Annotated in this window: 21 protein-coding genes; 13 read left to right on the forward strand and 8 right to left on the reverse strand. The window is 70.5% G+C overall.

What is annotated here, in order from left to right; all coding sequences use genetic code 11:
• Positions 1-348 precede the first annotated feature (348 nt).
• Positions 349-747: a hypothetical protein gene (locus ACWCQM_RS33315; protein ID WP_450918803.1), complete on the reverse strand. Its 399-nt coding sequence runs from the start codon at positions 745-747 to the stop codon at positions 349-351.
• Between the two features lie 199 nt (positions 748-946).
• Between ACWCQM_RS33315 and ACWCQM_RS33320 the strand changes: the two genes are divergently transcribed.
• Entirely contained in the window at positions 947-1,360 is a 414-nt protein-coding gene (locus ACWCQM_RS33320; protein ID WP_450918804.1) for a class F sortase, read from the forward strand.
• 151 nt (positions 1,361-1,511) lie between these two features.
• Here the strand turns inward: ACWCQM_RS33320 and paaK are convergent, their stop codons facing one another.
• Entirely contained in the window at positions 1,512-2,801 is a 1,290-nt protein-coding gene (gene paaK / locus ACWCQM_RS33325) for a phenylacetate--CoA ligase PaaK (RefSeq protein WP_450918805.1), read from the reverse strand.
• 186 nt (positions 2,802-2,987) lie between these two features.
• On the opposite strand from paaK, the gene ACWCQM_RS33330 reads away from it, so the two are divergent.
• The gene (locus ACWCQM_RS33330; RefSeq protein ID WP_450918863.1) at positions 2,988-4,508 is read left to right on the forward strand and encodes an alpha/beta fold hydrolase; all 1,521 of its coding nucleotides are present in this window, start codon (positions 2,988-2,990) and stop codon (positions 4,506-4,508) included.
• Between the two features lie 38 nt (positions 4,509-4,546).
• Here ACWCQM_RS33330 and ACWCQM_RS33335 read toward each other — a convergent pair whose 3' ends face one another.
• The gene (locus tag ACWCQM_RS33335) at positions 4,547-6,181 is read right to left on the reverse strand and encodes an FAD-dependent oxidoreductase (protein WP_450918806.1); all 1,635 of its coding nucleotides are present in this window, start codon (positions 6,179-6,181) and stop codon (positions 4,547-4,549) included.
• 271 nt (positions 6,182-6,452) lie between these two features.
• Here ACWCQM_RS33335 and ACWCQM_RS33340 point away from each other — a divergent pair, with 271 nt between their 5' ends.
• The 7 genes from ACWCQM_RS33340 to ACWCQM_RS33370 all read left to right on the forward strand — a co-directional run bounded on the left by ACWCQM_RS33340 (position 6,453) and on the right by ACWCQM_RS33370 (position 11,706).
• Positions 6,453-7,574 (forward strand): TcmI family type II polyketide cyclase, encoded by a 1,122-nt coding sequence (locus ACWCQM_RS33340; protein ID WP_450918807.1) that lies wholly within the window; start codon positions 6,453-6,455, stop codon positions 7,572-7,574.
• A 71-nt stretch (positions 7,575-7,645) separates the two neighbouring features.
• On the forward strand, positions 7,646-8,089 hold the full coding sequence (locus ACWCQM_RS33345) for a cupin domain-containing protein (protein ID WP_267077613.1): 444 nt from the start codon (positions 7,646-7,648) through the stop codon (positions 8,087-8,089).
• On the forward strand, positions 8,086-9,354 hold the full coding sequence (locus tag ACWCQM_RS33350; RefSeq protein WP_450918808.1) for a beta-ketoacyl-[acyl-carrier-protein] synthase family protein: 1,269 nt from the start codon (positions 8,086-8,088) through the stop codon (positions 9,352-9,354). Before ACWCQM_RS33345 ends, ACWCQM_RS33350 begins: the two co-directional genes overlap by 4 nt.
• Complete coding sequence (locus ACWCQM_RS33355; RefSeq protein WP_450918809.1) at positions 9,351-10,601, forward strand: ketosynthase chain-length factor; 1,251 nt, start codon at positions 9,351-9,353, stop codon at positions 10,599-10,601. The genes ACWCQM_RS33350 and ACWCQM_RS33355 overlap by 4 nt, the downstream gene beginning before the upstream one ends.
• A gap of 14 nt (positions 10,602-10,615) precedes the next feature.
• Entirely contained in the window at positions 10,616-10,873 is a 258-nt protein-coding gene (locus tag ACWCQM_RS33360; RefSeq protein ID WP_450918810.1) for an acyl carrier protein, read from the forward strand.
• A gap of 1 nt (position 10,874) precedes the next feature.
• Positions 10,875-11,354 (forward strand): SRPBCC family protein, encoded by a 480-nt coding sequence (locus tag ACWCQM_RS33365; protein ID WP_450918811.1) that lies wholly within the window; start codon positions 10,875-10,877, stop codon positions 11,352-11,354.
• Positions 11,355-11,373: 19 nt separating this feature from the next.
• The gene (locus tag ACWCQM_RS33370) at positions 11,374-11,706 is read left to right on the forward strand and encodes a TcmI family type II polyketide cyclase (RefSeq protein WP_073749545.1); all 333 of its coding nucleotides are present in this window, start codon (positions 11,374-11,376) and stop codon (positions 11,704-11,706) included.
• Between the two features lie 71 nt (positions 11,707-11,777).
• On the opposite strand, the gene ACWCQM_RS33375 is transcribed toward ACWCQM_RS33370, so the two are convergent.
• Together ACWCQM_RS33375 and ACWCQM_RS33380 are read right to left on the reverse strand one after the other, a co-directional pair.
• Positions 11,778-12,863, reverse strand: a complete 1,086-nt coding sequence (locus ACWCQM_RS33375; protein ID WP_450918812.1) for a methyltransferase — start codon at positions 12,861-12,863, stop codon at positions 11,778-11,780.
• A 34-nt stretch (positions 12,864-12,897) separates the two neighbouring features.
• Entirely contained in the window at positions 12,898-13,983 is a 1,086-nt protein-coding gene (locus ACWCQM_RS33380) for a right-handed parallel beta-helix repeat-containing protein (protein ID WP_450918813.1), read from the reverse strand.
• A gap of 146 nt (positions 13,984-14,129) precedes the next feature.
• Between ACWCQM_RS33380 and ACWCQM_RS33385 the strand changes: the two genes are divergently transcribed.
• Positions 14,130-14,555, forward strand: coding sequence for an ACT domain-containing protein (locus ACWCQM_RS33385; RefSeq protein WP_450918814.1), 426 nt, complete (start codon positions 14,130-14,132; stop codon positions 14,553-14,555).
• Positions 14,556-14,620: 65 nt separating this feature from the next.
• A complete protein-coding gene (locus ACWCQM_RS33390; RefSeq protein ID WP_031095964.1) occupies positions 14,621-15,121 on the forward strand; it encodes a hypothetical protein in 501 nt (166 codons plus the stop codon).
• Here the strand turns inward: ACWCQM_RS33390 and ACWCQM_RS33395 are convergent.
• The gene (locus tag ACWCQM_RS33395) at positions 15,060-17,324 is read right to left on the reverse strand and encodes a terpene synthase family protein (protein WP_450918815.1); all 2,265 of its coding nucleotides are present in this window, start codon (positions 17,322-17,324) and stop codon (positions 15,060-15,062) included. The genes ACWCQM_RS33390 and ACWCQM_RS33395 overlap by 62 nt on opposite strands.
• Positions 17,325-17,562: 238 nt before the next feature.
• Between ACWCQM_RS33395 and ACWCQM_RS33400 the strand changes: the two genes are divergently transcribed.
• On the forward strand, positions 17,563-18,894 hold the full coding sequence (locus ACWCQM_RS33400; RefSeq protein WP_450918816.1) for an N-acetylmuramoyl-L-alanine amidase: 1,332 nt from the start codon (positions 17,563-17,565) through the stop codon (positions 18,892-18,894).
• 109 nt (positions 18,895-19,003) lie between these two features.
• On the opposite strand, the gene ACWCQM_RS33405 is transcribed toward ACWCQM_RS33400, so the two are convergent.
• Entirely contained in the window at positions 19,004-20,137 is a 1,134-nt protein-coding gene (locus ACWCQM_RS33405) for an aminoglycoside phosphotransferase family protein (RefSeq protein ID WP_450918817.1), read from the reverse strand.
• A 231-nt stretch (positions 20,138-20,368) separates the two neighbouring features.
• On the opposite strand from ACWCQM_RS33405, the gene ACWCQM_RS33410 reads away from it, so the two are divergent.
• A complete protein-coding gene (locus ACWCQM_RS33410; protein ID WP_450918818.1) occupies positions 20,369-21,865 on the forward strand; it encodes a DNA-binding protein NsdB in 1,497 nt (498 codons plus the stop codon).
• Positions 21,866-22,042: 177 nt separating this feature from the next.
• Here the strand turns inward: ACWCQM_RS33410 and ACWCQM_RS33415 are convergent, their stop codons facing one another.
• Positions 22,043-23,479: a PP2C family protein-serine/threonine phosphatase gene (locus ACWCQM_RS33415; RefSeq protein ID WP_450918819.1), complete on the reverse strand. Its 1,437-nt coding sequence runs from the start codon at positions 23,477-23,479 to the stop codon at positions 22,043-22,045.
• Between the last annotated feature and the right edge of the window lie 435 nt (positions 23,480-23,914).

Raw genomic sequence — 23,914 nt, forward strand, 5'->3', positions numbered from 1 at the left:
CTTGACTCCGGCTTCGGGCCACGTGCGGCTGCGGTACGGCCCCGTCACCGGCCGCGGCACCACTCCGACTGCAGGCCATGCGCGGCTGACGGTACGGCCCGGTCGGGGCTTGACTCCGGCTTCGGGCCACGTGCGGCTGCGGTACGGCCCCGTCACCGGCCGCGGCACCACTCCGACTGCAGGCCATGCGCGGCTGACGGTACGGGGCCCGGGCGCTGTTCCCGGCCGCGGGCCGCGGCTGACCGTACGGTCAGGGCGCCAGTTCGGCGTCGTGCCGTGCACGCTGACCGAACATGCTGACCCGCAGGCCCGGGCAGTCGCTCCTGTCCCGGCCCGGTCATTCCCGGCTCACCGTTCGTCCCACCCGTGGGCCCCGAAGCCGATCCGGCTCGCGGGGCCCACGCACTCCCCTCCCACCCGCTGCGAACCAGAGGCACACGCGATGGAAACCGGGCGCAGGACCAGCACCCCGTCACGCCAGTCGTTCCCGGCGGTCAAGCACCTTGTCTGGGCCTTCGTGGCGGGCACGGTGCTGGTGGCCACCGGGTTGCCCGACGACAGGCCGCCGCAGCCGCCCGCTGCCCAGTCCGTCTCGGCCCCCGCTCCACCCGGCGCCCCGGCATCCGCCTCGCCGGAGCCGTCCGGGGGCCGCACGCCTGCCCCGGTGGTGCCTGCCGGCCAGGTACCCGCGTACCTGGCCCCGGAGCGTCCCGCCGCCGGGCCGCCCTCCTTCGTGCGCCGTGCCACAGCACCCCCCATGCTCCTTCCCCGGCCCTATGTCCGTCCCGCCCCCCTCCGCCCCCTCCCGCCGAGCTCGTCGTCGCTGCCGGCGAAGAGCGCCGTTGCCACTCCTGCCCCCAGCCGCAGTGCCGCTGCCCCGGCGCGTCCCGCCGCCCGGCCACTCCCGCCCTCGGCGCCGCTCCGGCTGCGGATCCCGACGCTCAAGGTGAACGCACCCCTGATGGAACTCGGCCTGGACAAGGCGGGCGCCCTGGAGCCTCCGCCCGACAACAACCCCGTACTTGCCGGCTGGTACGCGGGCGGCACCATGCCCGGTGTCGAAGGCACCGCGATCACCGCCGGGCATGTCGACACGCGGCTCGGGCCCGGTGTCTTCCAGAAACTGGGACTGCTGCGCAAGGGCGCCACGGTCGAGATCGACCGGGCCGATCTGCGCACCGCCGTCTTCACCGTCTATGCCGTCGAGGTCTACAGCAAGAAGAACTTCCCTGACCAGAAAGTCTACGGCCCCTCCGCCAGGCCCGAACTGCGGGTGATCACCTGTGGAGGCGACTACAGGAAGAAGTCCGGATACCAGGACAACGTCGTCGTATTCGCGACACTGACCGCCACACGCTGACTCCGACCTCGGCTCCGCTCATGTTGGCTCCTCCCTCCCCCGTGAAACTCGCACCGCGCGCGAGACTCGCGTCACCGTGCATTCGAGTCGCCCGTGACCCTTCGGCCCATCCCTGTGCCCCTTGTTGCCTCCCGCGACGTTCGTGCGTGTCTCAGATGTCCTCCCGCAGATCGACGATCCTCTTGATCTTGCCGACCGACCGCTCCAGTGTCTCGGGGTCGACGATCTCGACCCCGACGCTCACACCCACGCCGTCCTTCACTGCGGCCGCGATCGACCGAGCCGCTGCCGCCCGCTCGTCCGACGTGGCGCCGGCCCGCGCCTCGGCCCGCACGGTCAGGGCGTCCAGGCGCCCCTGCCGCGTCAGCCTCAGCTGGAAGTGAGGGGCGACCCCCGGCGTGCGCAGGACGATCTCCTCGATCTGGGTGGGAAACAGATTCACCCCGCGCAGGATCACCATGTCGTCGCTGCGCCCTGTGACCTTCTCCATGCGGCGGAAGACGCGAGCCGTCCCCGGCAGCAGACGCGTCAGGTCCCGGGTCCGGTAGCGGATCACCGGCATGGCCTCCTTCGTGAGCGAGGTGAAGACCAGTTCCCCCTCCTCCCCGTCCGGCAGGACCTCCCCGGTGAACGGATCGACCACCTCCGGATAGAAGTGGTCCTCCCAGATGTGCAGCCCGTCCTTGGTCTCGACGCACTCCTGGGCCACGCCGGGCCCCATCACCTCCGACAGCCCGTATATGTCGACCGCGTCGATCGCGAACCGCTCCTCGATCTCGGCGCGCATCTGCTCGGTCCACGGCTCCGCGCCGAAGATGCCGACCTTCAGCGATGTCGTGCGGGGATCGACGCCCTGGCGCTCGAACTCGTCCAGCAGGGTCAGCATGTACGAGGGAGTGATCATGATGATCTCGGGCCGGAAGTCCTGGATCAGCTGCACCTGGCGCGCGGTCATGCCCCCGGACGCGGGAATGACGGTGCAGCCGAGCCGCTCCGCGCCGTAGTGCGCTCCCAGACCTCCGGTGAACAGTCCGTATCCGTAGGCCACATGGGCCTTGTGTCCCGGACGTCCGCCCGCAGCCCTGATCGATCTCGCGACCACGTCCGCCCAGATGTCCAGATCGCGCTCGGTGTACCCGACGACCGTCGGACGGCCTGTCGTGCCACTGGAAGCGTGGATCCTCCGGACCCGGTCCTCCGGAACGGCGAACATCCCGAACGGATAGTTGTCGCGCAGGTCGGACTTCACGGTGAACGGGAAGCGGGAGAGATCGGCGAGCGAGGTGCAGTCCTCCGGCCCCACACCGGCCTTGTCGAAAGCCGCCCGGTAGAAGTCGACGTGGTCGTAGGCATGCCGCAGCGTGGCCCGGAGGCGCTCCAACTGCAGCGCCTCGAGCTCGTCGCGGCCGAGCCGTTCGCCGGCGTCAAGCAGCACGGTCATACGGATCATCCCCTCGCCGACTGACGACCGACCATTCGGTCGTCCCCTGTGATCAGTAATTCAGGAGGCGGGCCGTCCTGGCAAGGGGGGAGACCCGGCCTGTGGAAAACTCCTGTGGGCGGTCACCTGATTCGCTGTGGGCGTAGGCGTGCGCACCATGCGCCCGACCCTGTTTGGATGGCAGCCATGCCGATCTTCAGCACGTACGACGGGACCGAGCTCGCCTACCACCTCCGCGGCGAGGGCGAGCCGCTGATCTGCCTGCCCGGTGGTCCCATGCGGGCCGCCCGCTACTTCGGCGACCTCGGCGGACTCGCGCGCGTACGGCAGCTCGTCCTGCTCGACCTGCGCGGCACCGGAGACTCCGCGACACCCGAGGACACGGCGAGCTACCGGATCGACCGGCTCGTGGAGGACGTCGAGGCGCTCCGCGCACACCTGGGCCTGGAGAAGGCGGACCTGCTGGGGCACTCCGCATCGGGCGAACTCGCGGCGCTCTACGCCGCGAGATACCCGCAGCGCCTGCGGTCCCTCACCCTCGTCACGCCGGCGGCCGGCATCCTGGGGCTTCCCGCCACCGACCAGGACCGGCGCGACGCCGCCGCGCTGCGCGCCCACGAGCCCTGGTATCCCGAGGCCGCGGCCGCACTCGCACACATCCAGGCCGGACACGCCACCCCCGAGGACTGGGCCGGGATCAGGCCGCTCACCTACGGGCGCTGGGACGCGGAGGCCCAGGCGCACGCGGCCGATTCGCCCGGGCAGAAGAACGCCCTGGCGGCGTCGCTCTACTACCCGGAGAACGGCCTCGACACCGCCCCCGCCCTCGCAGCCCTGCGTGAGCTGTGCGCGCCCGTGCTCGTCCTCGCGGGGGAGTACGACGGCGGCCCCACCCCCGACCGCGCGGCCAAGCTCGCCGCGCTGTTCCCCTACGCGGAGTTCGCCGTCCAGCGGGGCGCCTCCCACTTTCCCTGGATCGACGACCCCGGCGCCTTCGTCCGCACCGTCACCGCCTTCCTGGACCCCGAGGTCAGCAGTGTGCAGGCGGGCGGAATCCGGCTCGCGTACCGCACCTGGGGCGATCCGTCCGCCCCTCCGGTCGTCCTCGCACACGGCCGGTGCGGCAGCAGTCTCGACTGGACGGGCATCGCCGAGGAGCTCGCCGCCCGCCACCGGGTCTACGCCCTCGACTTTCGGGGCCACGGCCTCAGCGACTGGCCCGGCCGCTACAGTTTCGAGTTCTTCCGCGACGACCTCCACGCCTTCCTGGAGGCCCGCAATCTCTCCGGCGCCACGGTGATCGGGCACTCCATGGGAGGTGCGGCCGCCCTGCTGCTCGCCGAGCGGGACCCGGCACTGATCGGGTCACTGGTCATCGAGGACGCCCCGGCCCTGCTTCCCCTCGACCCGCCACGCCCGCCGGCCGAGCGGCCGTCGGGAGAGCTCGGCTTCGACTGGCAGGTGGTCCCCTCCATCGACGCCCAGCTGAACGCCCCCGACCCGGCCGCACGGGAGAACCTGGGCAAGATCACCGCCCCTGCGCTCATCGTCGGAGGCACCCGGAGCCACATCGACCAGGAGCAACTCGCTTGGATGGCCCAGGAGATCCCCGGCGGCCGGTTCGCCGCGGTCGACGCCGGCCACCTCGTGCACAGCGAGAATCCGGAGGCCTTCCTCGCGGCCCTCAGGTCCTTCGGCATCGGCTGACCGGCCGCGCCGCACGGCGCGGCCGGCCACCCGGCACGTCAGACGCGGTGCAGCAGCGTCGCCAGGACCTCGTACAGCGTCCCCTCCGGGTCCGCCGCCGCTCCCTCGGAACGCCAGGCCACGAACCCGTCGGGGCGCACCAGAACCGCGCCCTCGGCGGACGTGCCGTGGGCGGTGGCCCAGTCGGCACCCTCCTCGGACCGGAGATCCGCGCCCTCGTCGGGACCGATGCCGAAGGCGTCCAGACGGACCGACAGACGTTTCGCCACCTGCTCGGCCGCCATGCGCCAGTCCTTGTACCGGGCGTCGCTCAGCAGCACGAACGACCGCTCGTACAGATCGAGGGTGGACACCCGCCCGCCCTCACGGCCGAGCCACATGTGCGGTGCCCTGGTGCCGGGTTCGCCCGACAGGCCCATCCCGTCGGGCACCACGGGAAGACCGGGATCGACGTCCAGGACCGCGCCGCGCACATAGCGGTAGCCGAGCGCGACTGTGAGCATGCCGCCCTTGCGCCCGCCGCCGGGACCGGGCGAGCCGGCGTATCCCGGGTGACTGTGCTCCGAGGAACGGGCCGACGCGCGTGCGCTCGTGGCCTTCGCCACGGGCAGCCGCTCCGCCTCGTACGTCTCGAGCAGCCCCGGTCCGGCCGCCTCGTCGATCACGGCCGCCAGCTTCCAGGCCAGGTTGTGCGCGTCCTGGATACCGGTGTTGGAGCCGAACGCCCCGGTGGGGGACATCTCGTGGGCCGAGTCGCCTGCCAGGAACACCCGGCCCGAGCCGTACCGTTCGGCGACGCGCTCCGCGGCGTGCCACGGGGCCTTGCCCGTGATCTCGATGTCGAGATCCGGCGCTCCGACGGCCCGGCGGATGTGCTCCGCGCACCGCTCGTCGGTGAAGTCCTCCAGCGTCTCGCCCCGGTCGGGCTGCCAGGGGGCGTGGAACACCCACCGCTCCACGTTGTCCACGGGCAGCAGCGCCCCGTCCGCCTCCGGATTCGTCAGATAGCAGACGATGAAGCGCCGGTCACCCACCACGGAGGCGAGCTCCCGTGATCGGAAGGTGATGCTCACGTTGTGGAACAGGTCCCCTGGGCCCGTCTGGCCGATGCCGAGCTGCTCCCGGATCGGGCTCCGGGGCCCGTCCGCGGCCACCAGGTAGTCCGCCCGGACCGTGGTGTGCTTCCCGGTCTCCCGGTCCTTCACGACCGCGGTGACCCCCTCCTGGTCCTGCTCGAAGCTCATCAGCTCGGTGGAGAACCGCAGCTCGCTGCCCTGCGCACGGGCGTGTGTCACCAGCACCGGCTCCAGGTCGTTCTGGCTGCACAGGCACCACCCGCTCGGGCTGAACCGGGCGAGCCCGCCGCCCGGGTCGATCTCCTTGAACAGCCACTCCTGGTCGTCGCCCGTGAGGGAAGCGGCCTGGAGGATCCCGTGGTTGTCCGCCAGGACGGACGCGGCGTCACGGATCAGCTGCTCGGCGCCCGCGGTGCGGAACAGCTCCATCGTGCGCACGTTGTTGCCGCGCCCACGCGGGTGGGTCGAGGTGTCGCTGTGTTTCTCGACCAGCAGGTGGTGGACGCCGAGCCGGCTCAGGAAGAGGGAGGCGGACAGGCCCACCAGGGAGCCGCCCACGATGAGGACCGGTACGCGGAGGTCGACGTTCTCGTTCATCAGTTGCTCCAGCTCGGACGCATGGGGGATGCAGTGTCCATGCCCTGCCACGAGCCCTTCGCGAGGGCTTCGGACGGTCCCTCACCTGAACGGTTCATAAATCTCGCGCCACCCGTACCAGCGTTCCACGATCAGTCGCGGGAGCGATGCCCGTGATGCGGGGGAGGACGTCACGCGTCAGCGGACAGGGATCCGCGCCGCTTCCACCGAAACCGACGGATGACGAGGCCACCGGACGTGGCCGCCGCACCGTATCGAAGGAGAGCCAAGGATGACGACCACCCTTTCGGAACGTATATCTCAGTCGGCCTTCGACGGTTCGAGGCTCCGCGTCATACTGCTGCTCGACCTGCACGACGGCGCCCAGAACCAGTTCCTCGAGGCGTACGAGCACATGCGCAACCAGGTGGCCTCGATCCCCGGGCACATCAGCGACCAGCTGTGCCAGTCCATCGAGAACCCCTCGCAGTGGCTCATCACCAGTGAGTGGGAGAGCGCGCCGCCGTTCCTCGCCTGGGTGAACAGCGAGGAGCACGTCGCGACGGTGCAGCCGCTGCACAGCTGCGTACGCGACACGCGCTCGCTGCGCTTCAGCGTCCTGCGGGAGACCGGAGCCGCGTTCGAGAGCAGCCCCGAGCCGGCCAAGCGCAATCTGCAGGCCGCGCCGCGCCTCGGTGACGGCGTCGTGCGTCACGCTCTCACCTTCACGGTGAAGCCGGGTACCGAGGAACGGGTCGCGAAGATCCTCGCCGACTACGACTCCCCGCAGGCGCGCGTCGACGAGAACACCCGGCTGCGCCGCACCTCGCTCTTCATGCACGGAAACCGTGTCGTGCGAGCGGTCGAGGTCGAGGGCGATCTGATGGCAGCCCTGCGCCACGTCTCGCGTCAGCCCGAGGTCAGGGCCGTCGAGGAGGCCATCAACGAGTACCTGGAGCAGGACCGCGACCTCAGCGACCCCGACTCCGCCCGGATGTTCTTCACCCGAGCGGCCCTCCCCACCGTCCACCACGTGACGGCCGGCCGCCACAGCTCGGCGGACGTCCAGCGGCACGCGCTGTTCTACCAGGCCAAGGAAGGCTGCGGAATGGCGCTGGCCCGGCTGCTCGCCGGTGAGGACGAGGAGGCGGCGGACGACGCCACCAGCCCCATCGAGAGCAGCACCATCTTCCAGCGCGACGACATCGTCGTACGGCTCCTCGAAGTCAGCGGCCCGCTCGACGCCCAGCCCACCCAGGCGCTGGGGATCGGCGGCGGCCGCAAGGCGGCCATGCTCGGCCGACTGCTGGACGGCGGCGCCAACGGCATGCCGACGACCGACCAGGAGGCCGCACGCTTCCTGGCGCAGGCGGAGATGAATCTGATCACCGACCGCCGGGCGGCCGAGGCCTGACCCGCGTCACCGGCAGCGAGGGCACACCCCACTGCCGTCACACCGCACAACGTGCCTGGAGGAGACCAGCCATGACCACCCACCGGCCTCGCATCGTGGACCTCAGCGAGACTCAGCCCAACCGCAGGCGCGGAGGCGACCTGCGCGCCTTGCTCACACCCACGGCCGTGGGTGCCACCAGCGGTTTCATGGGGCTGGCCCTCGTCGAACCCGGTGACCGCATCGGTGAGCACTACCACCCGTACTCCGAGGAGTTCGTGTACGTCGTGGACGGGCTCCTCGAAGTGGACCTGGACGGCGAGACGTTCTCCATGCGCCCTGACCAGGGACTGCTGATCCCGCCGCACGTCCGTCACCGCTTCCGCAACGTCGGCGACGTGGAGGCGCGCATGGTCTTCCACCTCGGCCCGCTCGCCCCGCGCCCCGAACTCGGACACGTGGACACCGAGGTCACGGAGAGCGCGGACCCCAGCGACGGCTACGCGCCGCCAGAACGAACGGGGGCCGCGTCATGACACGGCGTGTGGCAGTCACCGGGGTCGGCGTCGTCGCCCCCGGTGGCATCGGAGCCCCGGCCTTCTGGGACCTGCTCTCCAACGGCCGCACCGCCACCCGGGGCATCACCCTCTTCGACCCCGCGGCCTTCCGCTCGCGCATCGCCGCGGAGTGCGACTTCGACCCCGTCGCGTACGGCCTGGACGACGAGCTGATCGCACGTTCGGACCGGTACGTCCAGTTCGCCCTGGTGGCCGCGCGCGAGGCACTCGGCGACGCCGGGCTCGACATGGAGAAGGAGGACCCCTGGCGCGTGGGGGTCTCCCTCGGCACCGCGGTCGGAGGCACCACCCGCCTCGAACACGACTACGTCGCCGTCAGCGGCAGCGGTGCCCGCTGGGACGTCGACCACCGGCAGGCGGGCGCCCACCTCGAACGGGCGTTCTCGCCCAGTACCCTCGCCTCCGCCGTGGCGGAGGAGGTCGGCGCGCACGGTCCCGTACAGACCGTCTCGACGGGCTGCACCTCGGGACTGGACGCCATCGGATACGCCTTCCAGTCCGTCGAGGAGGGCCGGGTCGACATCTGCGTCGCCGGGGCCTCCGACACCCCGATCACCCCGATCACCGTCGCCTGCTTCGACGCCATCAAGGCGACCTCGGCGAACAACGACGACCCGGAGCACGCCTCCCGGCCGTTCGACGCCCGCCGCGACGGCTTCGTCATGGGCGAGGGCGGAGCCGTCCTCGTACTCGAGGAGCTGGAGCACGCACGGGCTCGCGGAGCGACCGTCTACTGCGAGATATCCGGCTACGCCACCTTCGGCAACGCCTACCACATGACCGGGCTGACCAGTGAGGGACTGGAGATGGCCGAGGCCATCAACACCGCCCTCGGACACGCCCGGCTCGACGGATCGCAGGTCGACTACGTCAACGCGCACGGCTCGGGCACCAAGCAGAACGACCGGCACGAGACAGCGGCCGTGAAGCGGGCCCTCGGCGCACACGCGTACAAGGTGCCGATGAGCTCGATCAAGTCGATGGTCGGACACTCGCTGGGCGCCATCGGAGCGATCGAGATCGCCGCGTGCGTCCTGGCCCTCGAACACCAGACGGTGCCCCCGACGGCCAACTACGAGACCGCGGACCCCGAGTGCGACCTCGACTACGTACCGCGCACCGCACGGCCGCTCAAGCTGCGCAGCGTGCTCTCGGTCGGCAGCGGGTTCGGCGGCTTCCAGTCCGCCGTCGCCCTGACCCGATCAGGCGGGAGGACCCCATGACCAGCTCGGCACACCGACGGTCCGTCATCACGGGAATCGGTGTCATCGCTCCCAACGGGAGCAGCACCGGTGCCTTCTGGAAGCAGACGCAGGAAGGCGTCAGCGTCCTGGACACGGTCTCGCGCGAGGGCTGCGAGAACCTCCCGCTGCGGGTCGCGGGCGAGGTCAGGGACTTCGACCCGGTCGCGGCCGTGGAGGAGCGCTACCTCGTCCAGACCGACCGTTTCACCCACTACGCGATGGCGGCCGCCGATCGCGCCCTCGAGGACGCGCGGCTCGGCCGCGCCGACTACGAGGACGAGCCGTTCAAGGTCGGGGTGGTCACCGCCGCCGGCTCCGGCGGCGGTGAATTCGGCCAGCGGGAGCTGCAACGGCTCTGGGGCCAGGGCTCCAAGTTCGTCGGCCCCTACCAGTCCATCGCCTGGTTCTACGCGGCCAGCACCGGCCAGATCTCGATCCGGGGCGGCTTCAAGGGACCCTGCGCCGTCGTGGCCAGCGACGAGGCCGGCGGCCTCGACGCGGTCATGCACGCCGCGCGTTCGATCGGACGCGGCACCGACGCCGTGGTCGTCGGCGCCGCGGAAGCACCCCTCGCGCCGTACTCGGTCGTCTGCCAGCTCGGCTACGAGGACCTCAGCCGCTGCGAGGAACCCTCGCGCGCCTACCGGCCCTTCACCGCCGACGCCTGCGGATTCGTGCCGGCCGAGGGCGGCGCCATGCTGGTGGTCGAGGAGGAGGCGAAGGCCCGCGACCGCGGCGCCAGGATCCGGGCGGAACTGGCCGGACACGCCGCCACCTTCACCGGCGCCTCCCGCTGGGAGCAGTCCCGTGAGGGGCTGGCCCACGCGATCGAGGGGGCACTGCGCGAGGCCGGCTGCGCCCCGGAGGAGATCGACGTCGTCTTCGCGGACGCGCTCGGCGTGCCCGCGGCGGACCGCGCCGAGGCCCTCGCGATCGCCGACGCCCTCGGCGCGCACGGACGACGCGTCCCGGTGACCGCCCCCAAGACGGGGACGGGCCGCGCCTACTGCGGCGCGCCCGTGCTCGACACGGCCGCCGCCGCGCTCGCCATGGAACACGGTCTGATCCCGCCGACGCCCAACGTGTTCGAGGTCTGCCACGACCTGGACGTGGTCACCGGCCGTGCGCGCCCCGCGGAACTGCGGACGGCGCTGGTGCTGAGCCGCGGACTGATGGGTTCGAACTCCGCCCTGGTGCTGCGGCGCCCCACCGACACCCCGCTCTGAGAAGGAGTACCACCATGACCGCACAACTGACGTACGAGGAGCTGGCCGCGCTGATGAAGAGCGGCGCGGGCGTCTCGGTCGACCCGCAGCTCATGGAGGGCAGCCCCGGCGCGGCCTTCGGTGACTACGGCCTGGACTCCCTCGGCCTGCTCGGCATCGTCGCCGCACTGGAGAACCGGTACGGCCACCCGCTGCCCGTCGACGCCGACCGGTGCAAGACGCCCCGGGAGTTCCTCGACCTCGTGAACAACACCCTCGTGACAGGAGCCTGACGTGTCCGGACACACCGAGAACGAGATCACCATCGCCGCCCCCCTGGACCTCGTCTGGGACATGACGAACGATCTCGAGAACTGGCCGCAGCTGTTCAGCGAGTACGCGGCCGTCGAGGTGCTGAAGCGGGAGGGCCAGAAGACGACCTTCCGGCTCACCATGCACCCCGACGACAACGGCAAGGTCTGGAGCTGGGTCTCCGAGCGCACCACCGACCGCCAGGGACGCAACGTACGCGCCCGGCGTGTGGAGCCCGGGCCCTTCCAGCACATGGACATCCGGTGGGAGTACTCGGAGGTCCCCGGCGGTACGCGGATGCACTGGCGGCAGGACTTCGCGATGCGGCCCGACGCGCCGGTCGACGACGCGTGGATGACCGACAACATCAACCGGAACTCCCGCGTCCAGCTCGAACTCATCCGCGACAAGATCGAGCAGCGCGACCGTGAGCGCCGCTCCGCCGCGGTCCCCGCCAACTGATGCCCCGAAAGGCAGCCGGATGCACCACGCACTGATCGTCGCCCGGATGGCACCCGAGTCCGCACCGGACATCGCGAAGCTGTTCGAGGCCTCCGACAACACCGACCTGCCCCACCTCGTCGGCGTCAACAGGCGCACGCTGTTCCAGTTCGGCGATGTGTACCTGCACCTGATCGAGTCCGACCGGCCCCCGGGCCCGGAGATCGCCAAGGTGACGGAGCACCCCGAGTTCAAGGCCATCAGCGACCGGCTCACCGCCTTCGTGAGTCCCTACGACCCGCAGACCTGGCGCGGTCCGAAGGACGCCATGGCCCAGCCGTTCTACCGGTGGCAGCGCGACGGCGCCTCCTGACGGACGGACGACCGCCCCGGGTCCGGCACTCACGTGCCGGGCCCGGGGCGATTCGTGTCCGGGGGCGCGGGTTATGGGACGCGGCACTCGAAAGCGTGCAGGTACGCGTTGACCGGGCTGATCTCGCCCACCCGCAGGCCCGCCTCGGACAGACGCGAGACCAGGCTCTCGCGGGTGTGCTTCGCACCGCCCACATTGAGCAGGAGCAGCAGGTCCATGGCGGTGGTGAACCGCATCGACGGGGTGTCGTCGACGAGGTTCTCGATGATCACCACACGGGCACCGGGACGGGCCGCCTCGACCACGTTGCGCAGGGTCCTGCGCGTGCTCTCGTCGTCCCATTCGAGGATGTTCTTGATGACATAGAGATCCACGCCGACCGGGATCTCCTCACGGCAGTCACCGGGCACGATCCGCACGCGGTCCGCGAGCGCGCCGCCGTCCCGCAGCCGGGCGTCAGCCCTCGCCACGACACCCGGCAGGTCCAGGAGCGTACCCTGCACCGACGGGTGCTTCTCCAGCAGGCTGGCGAGCACATGCCCCTGACCGCCGCCGATGTCGGCGACCGAGGACACCCCGGTGAGGTCGAGGAGCTCGGCGACGTCCCGGGCGGACTGCACGCTCGACGTGGTCATGGCCCGGTTGAACACCTGGGCGGACTCGCCCGCGTCCTGGTGGAGGTATTCGAAGAAGCCCTTGCCGAACGTCTCCGGGAAGACGGTCGTGCCGGAGCGCACGGCGTCCTCCAGGCGCGGCCAGACGTCCCAGGTCCAGGGCTCGGTGCACCACAGCGAGATGTAGCGCAGGCTGTTCGGGTCGTCCTCGCGCAGCAGCCGGGACATCTCCGTGTGGACGAACTTCCCCTCCGGAGTCTCGCTGAAGATCCCGTAGCAGCACAGCGCGCGCAGCAGCCGCCGCAGCGGTGCCGGCTCGGTGTCCACGACGAGGGCGAGCTCGGCGGCGGACGCGGGCGTCTCGTCCAGCGCGTCGGCGACACGCAGCCTGGCCGCGGCGCGTACGGCGGCGGCCACGGCCGCTCCGAACGCCAGCTCCCGCAGGCGCATGGACGGCGGCGGGGACGGGGCCTCGGCGGGCTTCGCGGTGGTGATGGTGGACTTCAGGGGAGTGGTGTCGGGGGTGGGACTCACGGTGGTCATGCCGTCTCGTTTCTGCTGGTGCGGTGGTCAGCCGTCATCCGGCACACATCCCAGCCGGTACGGACGTCCCGCACGTGTTGCTGACGAAGGTGTTGCCCTTGCCGGAGGTGTCGCGGTTGGCGAGGTCGGCGGGCTGGTTGCCCCGCACGAGGTTCTCGCTGATCGTGTTGTCGGTGTTCAGCGCGCCCACGAAGCTCTTGAACAGGAGAATCCCGCCGGAGAGCGGCGTCGAGCCGACGTTGTCCCGGATGACGTTGGACCGTACGACGGTGCGCTCACTGCCGGTGAGGACGATCCCGGATCCCTGGATCGCCGACAGACGCGGGGTCGCCGGACAGAACTTGTTGTTCTTCACGATCCGGTTGCCGCTGACCGTCATCGCGCCGGCCGCGGGCTTGGACTCGTCACCCACGACGAAGACACCGCTGCAGTTGCCGGTCAGGGTGTTGCCGTCGATGACGAGGTTCCTGACCCGGCGGGCGGTGACACCGATACGGTTCCCGCTCACCGAGTTGTCGAGGACCACCGTCCCCCCGGTGTCGGTCGCCCCGCCCTCCTCGCTGACCGAGTTGGCGATGAAGATCCCCGCGTCGCCGTTGCCGGTCGCGGTGTTGCGCCGGAAGTCGGCGCGGGTCGACCGCTCCTGCGCGATGCCCCAGGTGCCGTTGGAACGGGCGGTCACCTTGCGGACGGCCAGCTCGTCGGTCCAGGAGGCCCAGACACCGCTCTTGCTGAAACCCGAGACGGTCAGCGCACGGATGGTGACACCGTCGACGGTGCGGCCCTTGGCGCCGATGACGCAGATGCCGTTCCCTCCGGCGGCGCAGGCGTTGGCCGCCTTCTTGCCGTCCGCCGCCGCGGGCGTGATGACCGTCCGCCGGCCCATGCCCTGGAGGGTCAGGCCCGGCTTGGTGACCAGGACGCTCTCGTGGTACGTGCCCGGCAGGATGACGATGGTGTCCCCGGGGTGCGCGGCGTCCACCGCGCTCTGGATGGACTCGCCCGGGCGCACCACATGATCACCGTGTCCGGTGGCGGCCGAGGGGACGGCCGCGAGACCCAGGGCCGTGGCAGTGCTGACGGTGATACCCGCCAGGCATTTCATGTGTTTTCTTCTCATGAGCCGAAGTTATGGGCGATCAAGCACCGGTGCCACGCAAGGTGAGCGTATGGATACATGGCGTGCCCGAATGGCTTACCTGTCCGGACAGGGCCGCATCCCGCGCAGGCGCGCGGGTGCCCGCGCGCGGCCGTAGCCTGGCCCCCATGACGGGTAAACGCGATCTGCGCACGCTGCTGCACGGCATGAGGCCGGAACTGAATCCCGGCCGCTACGTCTTCACGGCCGTGCCCGGCGGTGAGGCGCCGGCCGGTGTCACCCCCGTCGTCACCGTTGCCGAGCGCGAGGGTCTGACGCTTGTCGTGCCCGAGGGGCAGGCGGTCGCGTCGGGACTGGAGTTCCATTTCGTCGCGGGCTGGATCACTCTCCGTGTGCACTCCGCGCTCGACGCCGTCGGTCTGACCGCCGCGGTCTCACTGGCCCTCACGGATGCAGGGATCAGCTGCAACGTGGTCGCCGGATTCCACCACGACCACCTGTTCGTTCCGCACGCGCGTGCGGCCGAAGCGGTCCGGGTACTGGAAGCACTGGCGGCGGAGTCCGGCCATGGCTTCCGCCCGGATGACACGTGATCCGGGCGAAGGGGCTTAGGAGTGCCCGGCTCCGCAAGGTGAGCCGGGACACGTAACATGGCCCCATGTCCTTCCTCCGCCGCCGTAGCGCCGCCACACCCGCGGGCCCGGACTTCGATGTCCTGGCCATGGATCCGGGGGACTGGCCCGGCAACCTCGGCGCCGGTCTCCTTCCCGCCCCCGACGGGAGCTGCCAGGGCGTCTTCCTGCGCTACGACCTGTTCGGCGGCCGCGGCCCCGCGATGATCATCGGCAATCTGCCCGAGGGATCACCCGCCCGCGAGACCGAGGAGGGCCAGGTCCCCTTCGAGGTCGCCCAGCTCCTCCTCGCGCTCGAGAACGACGAGCCGGTCGAGGTGACCGGCACCGAGGACGTGCCCGTCATGCAGGGAGACAGCCTGCTGATCGTGCGCCGCATCAAGCTCTCCGAGAGCCGCATCTCCTGTGTCCAGTTCGACCGGAGCGACGGCGTGCTCGTCACCATCGCCAGCTGGGACCGGCCGATCACCGACGATCTGTACGCCCTGCTGAAGCCGCTTCCGGCAGAGCTGTTCCAACAGGGCTGAAACGTCCCTGCGCCGTCAGCAGGCGCGTCACCCGCGCCGCCGACGTCCCGAACCCCGTGGGACCACTGATGTGCCACGGGGTTCCTGTGCCCCGCCGCAGATCCTGCTCGCGGTAGCGCCGGCAGTCCCGGTGCCAGATCAGGATTCCCGCCATCCAGTGCTGGAGCTCCACCACATAGCCCGCCAGGATCTCCCGCGCCTCCGCGTCCAGCGCGAAGTCGTCGTACAGCACCGGCAGTTCCCGCTCCGCGACATGCTGGAACTGACGCATCCGCGACTTCATCAGGTCGTGCACGATCGCGACCCCCGTCGGGTAGTCCGTCCCGAAGAAGTTCTGCACGACCAGGACGCCGTTGTGCACCTCGCCCTCGTACTCGATCTCCTTCTGGTACGAGAACAAGTCGTTCATCAGGCACGCGTAGTCGGCGGCCGCGTTCTCCAGGGAACGCATCGGGCCGCTGCGGTAGACCGCCTCGGGCACCTTCCTGCCGTGACCCAGCCGGCACAGGCTCATCGTCAGATCCGAGCCGAACGTCGCCCGGCGCATCTCCATGTAGTCGACCGGGTCCGGAATCCGGTTCTGCGCCTGATTCGCCAGCTCCCACAGCCAGCTCGCCGTCATCGACTCCACCGCCTCACGGAACGTGCGCCGTGCGGCCTCGTCCATCGGGCCGGACGTGCGCTCCCAGAGATCGGCGAGCCCGCGCTCCAGCGCGTTGACCGGTTCCGGCACCGGCGAGCCGTCCAGCGGCATGAACAGGGACAACCGCTCATTGGCCAGCCGTGCCCCGGCCAGATCACGCGTCCGGCCGTGCACCACCGGGAACCAGTCGTCGCCGTACGTCCCCCAGGTCAGCCAGCCCGACGACAGATCGAGCTCGTCCGGAGTGGCGTCGGGATGCAACCCGGCGGCGCACAGGGGCAGATCGGTCGCGACGAGCCGCTCCTCGTCCCAGATGTGCGAACCCGGCACACCCGGCTGCGCCTCCAGCAGGCCCATCCGGCGTGACCACTCCACGATCCGCACCCGCGCCCCGTCCAGATGCGGGCTCAGCGTCGTGGTGAACGGCATCTCGAAGTCGGGCAGCAGCGACGGACCGACGTGGTGGAACGGCACATGGGCGTGGCTGCGCAGCCGGAAGGACTCCGAACGGGGCGTGAAACGCAGCGACGCAGCGGCCATGCCGAAGCCGGGCACGCTCTCTCCCGCACCGCCGCCGTTCATGTAACGACTGGAACGCATGTGCCACTCGTGCCCGCCGGACTGCCAGTCCTGGAGCCCTTTGACGTACGCCAGGACGGCTGCAGTCCCGTCCGGGGCGAGCCCCGCTTCCGCGCAGAGCGGACCGAGCTCCGTCAGGGCGGTGTTCTCGAACTGATGCAGGCGCGAGGTCAGCAGATCGTTGACCGCCTCGGCCGCCTCCTGCGTGGAGCAGCCCAGGAACCTCTCCAGCACCAGCACACCGTTGCTGTTCTCCCCCTCGTCCTCGACCTCGCGCTGGTACGAGAACAGGTCGTTGCGCAGATGAACACCGTCGGAGAACGCGTCCCGCAGCACCCGCAGCGCACGCGAGCCCGCCACCGGGGCCGGCACCTCCGCGTTCGCCGCGTACTCCACCAGCCCGGCCGACCACGGTGCCCCGCCCACCTTGCGGCGCATCTCGATGTACTCGACGGGGTTGGCGATGCGCCCCTCGTTGATGTTGGCGAGCTCCCAGAGGGACTCGTTGAGCAGATTCTCCGTGGCTACCGCGAAGCGCGCCCGCCAGGCGTCCGACATGGCCGGCACCGTCCTGGCCCACAGATCGGCCAGGCCCGCCTCCACCGGATTCGTCGGCTCGGGTGTCGCCGCGCCCCGCTCCATCGGCATGAAAGCGGGCAGCCGGTCCAGATACCGCTTGCCGCCCTCACGGTCCGGAGTGCGCTTGAACAGCTCGAGGAAATGGTCGTCGAAGAAGAAGACCCACACATACCAGTCGGTGACCAGGGAGAGGGCCTCCGCCGAGCAGTCGGGGTGGGTGTACGCGCAGAGCAGCGCGTAGTCATGGGATTCGAGGTCCTTCTCGTCCCAGATTCCGGACCCCTCCAGCATCCCCATGCCGCGCGCCCACTCCCGGGTGTGGCTCCGGGCGGCCTCCAGATGGGGATTGAGACGCGCCGGGTACGGCACGTAGAAGTCCGGCAGTGAGAAGGGCTGTGCCATGTGCGTCAGGCCTTTCCGGTAACCCGGACCGGTCCACATGGACCGGTCCTTTCGGCGCCAGCACTACCCTTCGGCCATCCGGGGCACGCACCGCGCGGAATAGTCACACAAGCTCAGGTCTAGTTGCACACTGCACTCTTGACGCACCGACACCTCCCGCCACAGAGTGTGCGCCGACATACGAACGCGGCGAGCACCGCAGGACAGCTCCGCCACCCCCGGCCCCGGAAGGGTTGTCATGACGTCGAAGCAGAGGATCAGACTCGCGCTCGCTCTGACCACGGCGGGGGCGCTGAGTGTGGCGCTCCTCTCCCCGGCGGCGGCCGGCGCGGACACCGTACGGCCCGACTGTCCGCGCACCCTGGACTGCGACTGGGTGCCGGCCGCCTACCAGCAGACCGGCGACCCCGCCGACAAGGAGACGTACGGCAACTACGACACGGCGGAGCGGCCCGACAGCAACGCCGTCAAGTTCATCGTCCTGCACGACACCGAGGTCGACTTCGACACCACTCTGAAGATCTTCCAGAACCCGGCCAACCAGACCTCCGCCCACTACGTGGTGCGCTCCTCGGACGGCCATGTCACGCAGATGGTCAAGAACAAGGACGTCGCCTGGCAGGCAGGCAACTGGTACCTCAACACCCACTCCATCGGCATCGAGCAGGAGGGCGTGGCGGCCGAGGGCGCCACGTGGTACACGCCCGAGATGTACCGCTCGACCGCACGACTGGTGCGTCATCTGGCGGCGAAGTACGACATCCCGCTCGACCGGCAGCACATCCTCGGCCACGACGGCGTGCCGCCCACCAGCGCCGCGGGCACGAAGAACATGCACTGGGACCCGGGCCCCTACTGGGACTGGAACCGCTTCATGGCCATGCTCGGGAAGCCCACCGTGCCCAGCGCCCCCGCGAGCAGCGAACTGGTCACCGTCAGCGCCGACTTCCGGAAGAACCAGCAGGAGTTCCGGGACTGCGAGAAGAGCGTCGACCTCCCCCGGCAGGGCAGCAGCGCCGTCCCCCTGCACACCGGGCCGTCCGACGACGCGCCGCTCTTCTCCGACCCGGGTCTGCACCCGGACGGCTCTCCGGGCACGAACTGCGCCGCGGACTGGGGCAGCAAGATCAGCGCCACCCAGCAGGCCGTCGTCGCGGGCAAGGAGAAGGGCTGGACGGCGATCTGGTGGTACGGGGAGAAGGCGTGGTTCCGCACCCCGGCAGGCTCCCGGGTCGTCACCCCCACATCCGGCCGTGTCGTCCGGCCCAAGGCGGGGAGGACGGAGGTGCCCGTGTACGGCGTGGCGTACCCGGAGAAGGCGGAATATCCCGCGGACTTCGTCAAGCCGACCGTGGGCAGCCCGCTCGTCTACACCATCAAGGAGGGGCAGGCCTTCCCCGGGGGCGGCGAGGCACCCACCGGCTACTACTACGCACCGACGATCGACGCGTCCAAGCCGTACGACCACACGTACTTCCAGGGAACGCAGAAGTACGTCACGGTCCAGATCGGCCACCGGATCGGCTTCGTGAAGGCGTCCGACGTCGATGTGGTGCGGGCCGGCTCATGAGCCGCGGCTGAGCAGCACCGACAACGCGCTGCGGGACCCGTGTGTCGGCACCGGTCCCGCAGCGCGCCTTTCTCGTCCCCCGTCGGTCAGGCCTGTCGTCCCCGCGTGCTCAGCGGGTGCCCACCGCGGCGCGCACGGCCCGCCGCGCCATCGCGCAGTCGTCGTGCAGTCTGCGGAGCAGCAGCCGCTGTTCCTCGCCGGAGGACAGCACACCCTGCCGCGCCTGGCCGCCTCCGGACGGCGCACCTTCGCGCATGGCCCTCTGCACGGCCGTCTCGTACGTACGGATCTCCCGGGTCAGCACGATCATCAGGTTGACCAGGAAGGCGTCACGCGCCGCAGCGCCGGAGGCCTGCGCCAGCTGGCTGATCTGGCGGCGCGAGGCCGGGGCGTCGCCGAGCACGGCCCACAGCGTCGCCAGGTCGTACCCCGGCAGATACCAGCCGGCGTGCTCCCAGTCGACCAGCACAGGGCCGGTGGGCGGCAGCAGGATGTTGGAGAGCAGGGCGTCGCCATGGCAGAACTGGCCCATGCCCTGCCGGCCGCCCGCGTGGGCCAGACCGTGCAGCAGCTTCTGCAGATCGCCGAGATCACGGTCGGTGAAGAGCCCCAACTCGTGATAGCGGGCGATGCGCGAGGCGTAGTCGAGTGGAGCGTCGAAGAGTCCGGCCGGAGGACGCCAGGCGTTGACCCGGCTGACCGCACCGAGAACGGCGCGCAGGTCCGCGCGGGGCGGGGCCTCCGCAGGATGCCTCGTCAGAGCCGCGACCCGGCCGGGCATCCGCTCGATGACCAGGGTGCAGTTCTCCGGGTCGGCTGCGATGAGCCGAGGGACCCGGACCGGCGGACGGTGCCTGACGAAGGCACGATATGCAGCTATTTCGTGCCGGAAGCGCTCGGTCCACGCGGGGGAGTGATCGAGTAAACACTTGGCCACCGCGGTCGCGCGTCCGGTGGTGCCCACGATGAGGACCGAGCGGCCGCTGCGGCGCAGCACCTGCACCGGATTGAACTCCGGGCAGATGCGGTGCACGGAGGCGATGGCCATCCTCAGCTGTGCGCCCTGGGCGCCGGACAGGTCGAGCCGTCCGCTGAGCGGTTGGGTGCCCGGCCCCGCCGCCCGCCGGGTCCGACCCGTGCCGGACGCCGGTGCGGCGCGGGGGTCGAGATACGGCCCGCTGCCCGTCCCCATGGGACGGAGCGGCCGGGGCGGGGCGGACACGGAGGACGATGCTGTGTACATGGGCGAGACAGATCCCTTCGTGCGCCGACAAGTTGCGTGCGCCGCCCCGGCCGGCGGCCGTTCGGCACCCTGGGGAGTACCTAGGGCTGCCGGGCGGGGTGGCGCTTTCCTACCTGACACCGACCTGCGGGTAGTGGAACATCTGGCGACCCCTGGCGAACCCTGGCGAATATTCGCCCGGCATCCGCTGGGGGGCTAGGGTCAAGTCAGCCGAGAACCTGGGGGCTTGACGTGACCGGAGAACCCAACACCCGCCTGTCCGACCTGTTCGGCCTCGCCGGATGGACCAAGGGCGAACTCGCGAGAATGGTGAACAGGCAGGCGGCGGCCATGGGCCACCTCCAACTCGCCACCGACACCTCGCGGGTCCGGCGCTGGATCGACATGGGGGAGTCCCCCCGCGATCCGGTGCCCGAAGTGCTGGCAGCTCTGTTCACCGAGCGACTCGGCCGTGTCGTGACCATCGAGGACCTCGGGTTCGGCCGGCGCGGGCGTGTGGGGAAACGGCGGAAAGCCGGGACGCAGGACAATCCCGACGGACTGCCGTGGGCGCCCGAACGGACGGCAGCGGTCCTCACCGAATTCACGGGAATGGACCTCATGCTCAACCGACGCGGCTTGGTGAGCGCGGGCGCCGCGCTCGCCGCTGGCTCAGCTCTCACCGGCGCCATGCACGACTGGCTGCACTCCGAGCCCGCTCCGGCGGCCCGGACCTCCCACCTCAACGCCCCCCAGTACGCCGACCAAGCGGGCTTCGACCTCTACGAGGCGGCGCCCATCGGATCCGAGGAGATCGAGGCCCTGGAGCACTCGGTCGAGGTGTTCCGGGCCTGGGACGCCTCCAGAGGCGGCGGACTCCAGCGCAAGGCGGTCGTGGGCCAGCTCAACGAGGTGGGCGGCATGCTCGCCTACCGTCATCCGGACCATCTGCAGCGCCGCCTGTGGGGCGTTGCCGCCAACCTGGCGGTCCTCGCCGGCTGGATGTCCCACGACGTCGGCCTCGAACCCACCGCACAGAAGTACTTCGTCATCGCCGCCCACGCGGCGCGCGAGGGCGGCGACCGCCCGCGCGCCGGCGAGGCCCTCTCCCGCGCCGCCCGCCAGATGGTCCATCTGGGCCGGCCGGACGACGCCCTGGACCTGATGAAGCTTGCCAAGTCCGGCTCGGGGGAGGAGACCCTGCCCCGTACGCGGGCGATGCTGCACACCATCGAGGCCTGGGCGCAGGCGTCGATGGGCCGGGGACAGGCCATGCGGCGCACCCTGGGCGAGGCGGAGGAACTCTTCGTCTCGGACAAGGGCGACGTGCCGTCGCCCAGCTGGATGCAGATGTTCGACGAGGCGGACATGCACGGGATGCAGGCCCTGGCCTTCCGTACGCTCGCCGAGCACGATCCGTCGGCGGCGACCACGGCTCAGCGGCACGCCAAGCAGGCACTCGACCTGCGGATAAACGGTCGCCAGCGGTCCAAGATCTTCGACTACATCTCGCTCGCGTCGGCCTGCTTCATCGCCAACGACCCGGAGCAGGCCGACCGCTACGCACGGCTGGCCCTGGTGTCGATGGGGGAGACCTCCTCGCACCGCACCTGGGACAGGCTGCGCGAGATGTACCGGCTCACCGGACAGTTCGCGGGATACGGCAAGATCGAGGACCTGCGTGAGGAGATCGAACGCGTCCTGCCCCCGCAGTCGATGACCAAGAAGGCCAGAGGCTCGCAGATCTGAACCGGATCCCGGTCAGAGACACGCAGGCGGACTCGGCAAGGAAGAGCGACGAGGGAGTCCGGCCGGAGGCCCGGGGCAGGGAAGACCCGTCAACGGCGGGATCAGCCGTGTCCGGGCGAGGGCAAGCCCTGCCGTTCTCCGTGGTCCTTCACCGGCGCCGCGCCCTCAGGCGATTCCTCATGCCTCGACGCGGGCCACCAACACGCAGGCATCGTCGCGTCGTTCGGCTGATCCGATCTCCTCGACGACGGCCCGTACGCAGTCCTGCGCCGTGCGGGCCGCGGCGAACCGAGGTGCCAGCCCCAGGAGTGTGTCCGGGCCTGCGCTCCGCTCGTCGTGCCGTGTCAGTCCGTCGGTGTGCAGGACCAGCACGTCGCCGGGCAGCAGGTCCACCTGGTCCTGCTCGTAGGTGACCCCGGACGCGGCACCGAGCAGCACCCCGTCCGGCGCGGGCAGAGGGCGCCCCACTCCGTTGCGGAACAGCAGCGGTGCGGGGTGCCCTGCCTGTGCCCAGGTCAGCGTGGACGCCACCGGGTCGAAGCGGCAGTACACCGCGCTTCCCAGGGCGGGCTGTGCCGAGCACTCGATCAGCTGGTTCAGATGGCTCATCACGGCCCCTGGCTCGACGCCCGCCACCGCCATGCCCCGCAGGGCCCCGAGCAGCATCGCCATGGCCGAAGTGGCCGGGATGCCATGGCCCGTGAGGTCACCGACGGTGAGCAGCGTCCTTCCGTCCGGGAGCGGCAGCGCGTCGTACCAGTCGCCGCCGATCAGATCGCTCGACCCCGACGGAAGGTAGTGCGCGGCGATGTCCAGGCGGCCGGCACTCCGGCCGGACACCGGCAGCGAGCCGCTCCAAGGGGGTACGACCGCCTCCTGGAGCTCGACCGCCATCCGGTGCTCCGTGTGTGCCCTGTGCTCCCGCTGCCGCAGGGTGTCCCGGGTCCTGCCCACGATGTGCTGACTGCGCCTCAGCCTGCTGACATCACGCAGGACCGCCCACATCGAGGCGGTGCAGCCGTCCGCGTCCAGGACGGGTTCGCCCATCATGTGCAGCGTGCGCATGCCGCCGTCGGGCAGCAGGATGCGGAATTCGCCGTCTATCGGCCTGCCGTCCACCAGGCAGTCCGTCACCATCGACGTCAGGAGCGGCTGGTCCTCCGAGAGAAGCACGGACGGCAGTTCGTCCAGCGACAGTGCTCCCTTCCCCGCGTCCCTGCCGAAGATCTGGTACAGCTCCTCGGACCAGCTGACCTCGTCGGTGAGCAGATTCCACTCCGCACTGCCCACCCTGCTGAGGAGCGACCCCGTCGGAGGGCCGGCCTGCGCCTCGGAGGAGGCCGTGCCCGCGGACCCGGTAGCCGCCGGGCCGCCGGATATGCCGTCCCGCAGCTGTCCCAGGTGCTCGCCGAGGTCGTCGAGCTGGTGGACGGCGAGCTCGCAGAGGGCCCGCTGCCAGCGCAGCTGAAGATCGTCGTCGTCGATCACGGATGTGTCGCGCCGCACGGCGTCCACATCGCCTCGGAGCAGTCGAGCGCGGTTGATCAGGGCATCGACGGCTTCCCGCTCGGGCGGTTGTGGGGCGGGGCGGTCCGCAAACAGATGGGACGGCATCTGGTACTCCGATACAGGCGGTACGGCCGATTCGTGGGGGTGGACCGAACACGACTGTTGCACAGCCGGCGGGGGCCCGTAAGGGGTTTGGCAACACTCGATACGTTCTTGCTTCCGGCATATGCCATCGGCGCGGTGGAGCGAAGGTCTGCCGAACACCCTTGCTGTTGTGGGGGAGTTGACGCAAGTCACCCGGCGCGAGCAGTCCGGCGTACGCCCGCGCACGGGGACTCGCGCGGCTCGCACCTGCCGGGATCAGGGCATATGCGGAGGGGTGCGAAGTCGCGGCCCGGCGCGGAACGCGCTCCGGCCGGCCTGCGGCTCGACGGTGTGTTCGGAGTGGCGGTCAGGTGCCCCTCGGTCGCCCGTTCGGAAGCGGTCGTGCGGGCGCCGCGACGGGGTGTTCCGGCGCCTCGTGCGGCGGGAATGACGGCG

This window comes from Streptomyces sp. NPDC002125, assembly GCF_053593715.1.

Excerpts from the sequence above, each read along its gene's own strand:
- paaK (WP_450918805.1), bottom strand. The coding sequence starts at position 2,801 with ATGACCGTGCTGCTTGACGCCGGCGAACGGCTCGGCCGCGACGAGCTC.
- ACWCQM_RS33330 (WP_450918863.1), top strand. The coding sequence starts at position 2,988 with ATGCCGATCTTCAGCACGTACGACGGGACCGAGCTCGCCTACCACCTC.
- ACWCQM_RS33335 (WP_450918806.1), bottom strand. The coding sequence starts at position 6,181 with ATGAACGAGAACGTCGACCTCCGCGTACCGGTCCTCATCGTGGGCGGC.
- ACWCQM_RS33340 (WP_450918807.1), top strand. The coding sequence starts at position 6,453 with ATGACGACCACCCTTTCGGAACGTATATCTCAGTCGGCCTTCGACGGT.
- ACWCQM_RS33345 (WP_267077613.1), top strand. The coding sequence starts at position 7,646 with ATGACCACCCACCGGCCTCGCATCGTGGACCTCAGCGAGACTCAGCCC.
- ACWCQM_RS33350 (WP_450918808.1), top strand. The coding sequence starts at position 8,086 with ATGACACGGCGTGTGGCAGTCACCGGGGTCGGCGTCGTCGCCCCCGGT.
- ACWCQM_RS33355 (WP_450918809.1), top strand. The coding sequence starts at position 9,351 with ATGACCAGCTCGGCACACCGACGGTCCGTCATCACGGGAATCGGTGTC.
- ACWCQM_RS33360 (WP_450918810.1), top strand. The coding sequence starts at position 10,616 with ATGACCGCACAACTGACGTACGAGGAGCTGGCCGCGCTGATGAAGAGC.
- ACWCQM_RS33370 (WP_073749545.1), top strand. The coding sequence starts at position 11,374 with ATGCACCACGCACTGATCGTCGCCCGGATGGCACCCGAGTCCGCACCG.
- ACWCQM_RS33375 (WP_450918812.1), bottom strand. The coding sequence starts at position 12,863 with ATGACCACCGTGAGTCCCACCCCCGACACCACTCCCCTGAAGTCCACC.
- ACWCQM_RS33380 (WP_450918813.1), bottom strand. The coding sequence starts at position 13,983 with ATGAGAAGAAAACACATGAAATGCCTGGCGGGTATCACCGTCAGCACT.
- ACWCQM_RS33385 (WP_450918814.1), top strand. The coding sequence starts at position 14,130 with ATGACGGGTAAACGCGATCTGCGCACGCTGCTGCACGGCATGAGGCCG.
- ACWCQM_RS33390 (WP_031095964.1), top strand. The coding sequence starts at position 14,621 with ATGTCCTTCCTCCGCCGCCGTAGCGCCGCCACACCCGCGGGCCCGGAC.
- ACWCQM_RS33395 (WP_450918815.1), bottom strand. The coding sequence starts at position 17,324 with ATGGCACAGCCCTTCTCACTGCCGGACTTCTACGTGCCGTACCCGGCG.
- ACWCQM_RS33400 (WP_450918816.1), top strand. The coding sequence starts at position 17,563 with ATGACGTCGAAGCAGAGGATCAGACTCGCGCTCGCTCTGACCACGGCG.
- ACWCQM_RS33405 (WP_450918817.1), bottom strand. The coding sequence starts at position 20,137 with ATGTACACAGCATCGTCCTCCGTGTCCGCCCCGCCCCGGCCGCTCCGT.
- ACWCQM_RS33415 (WP_450918819.1), bottom strand. The coding sequence starts at position 23,479 with ATGCCGTCCCATCTGTTTGCGGACCGCCCCGCCCCACAACCGCCCGAG.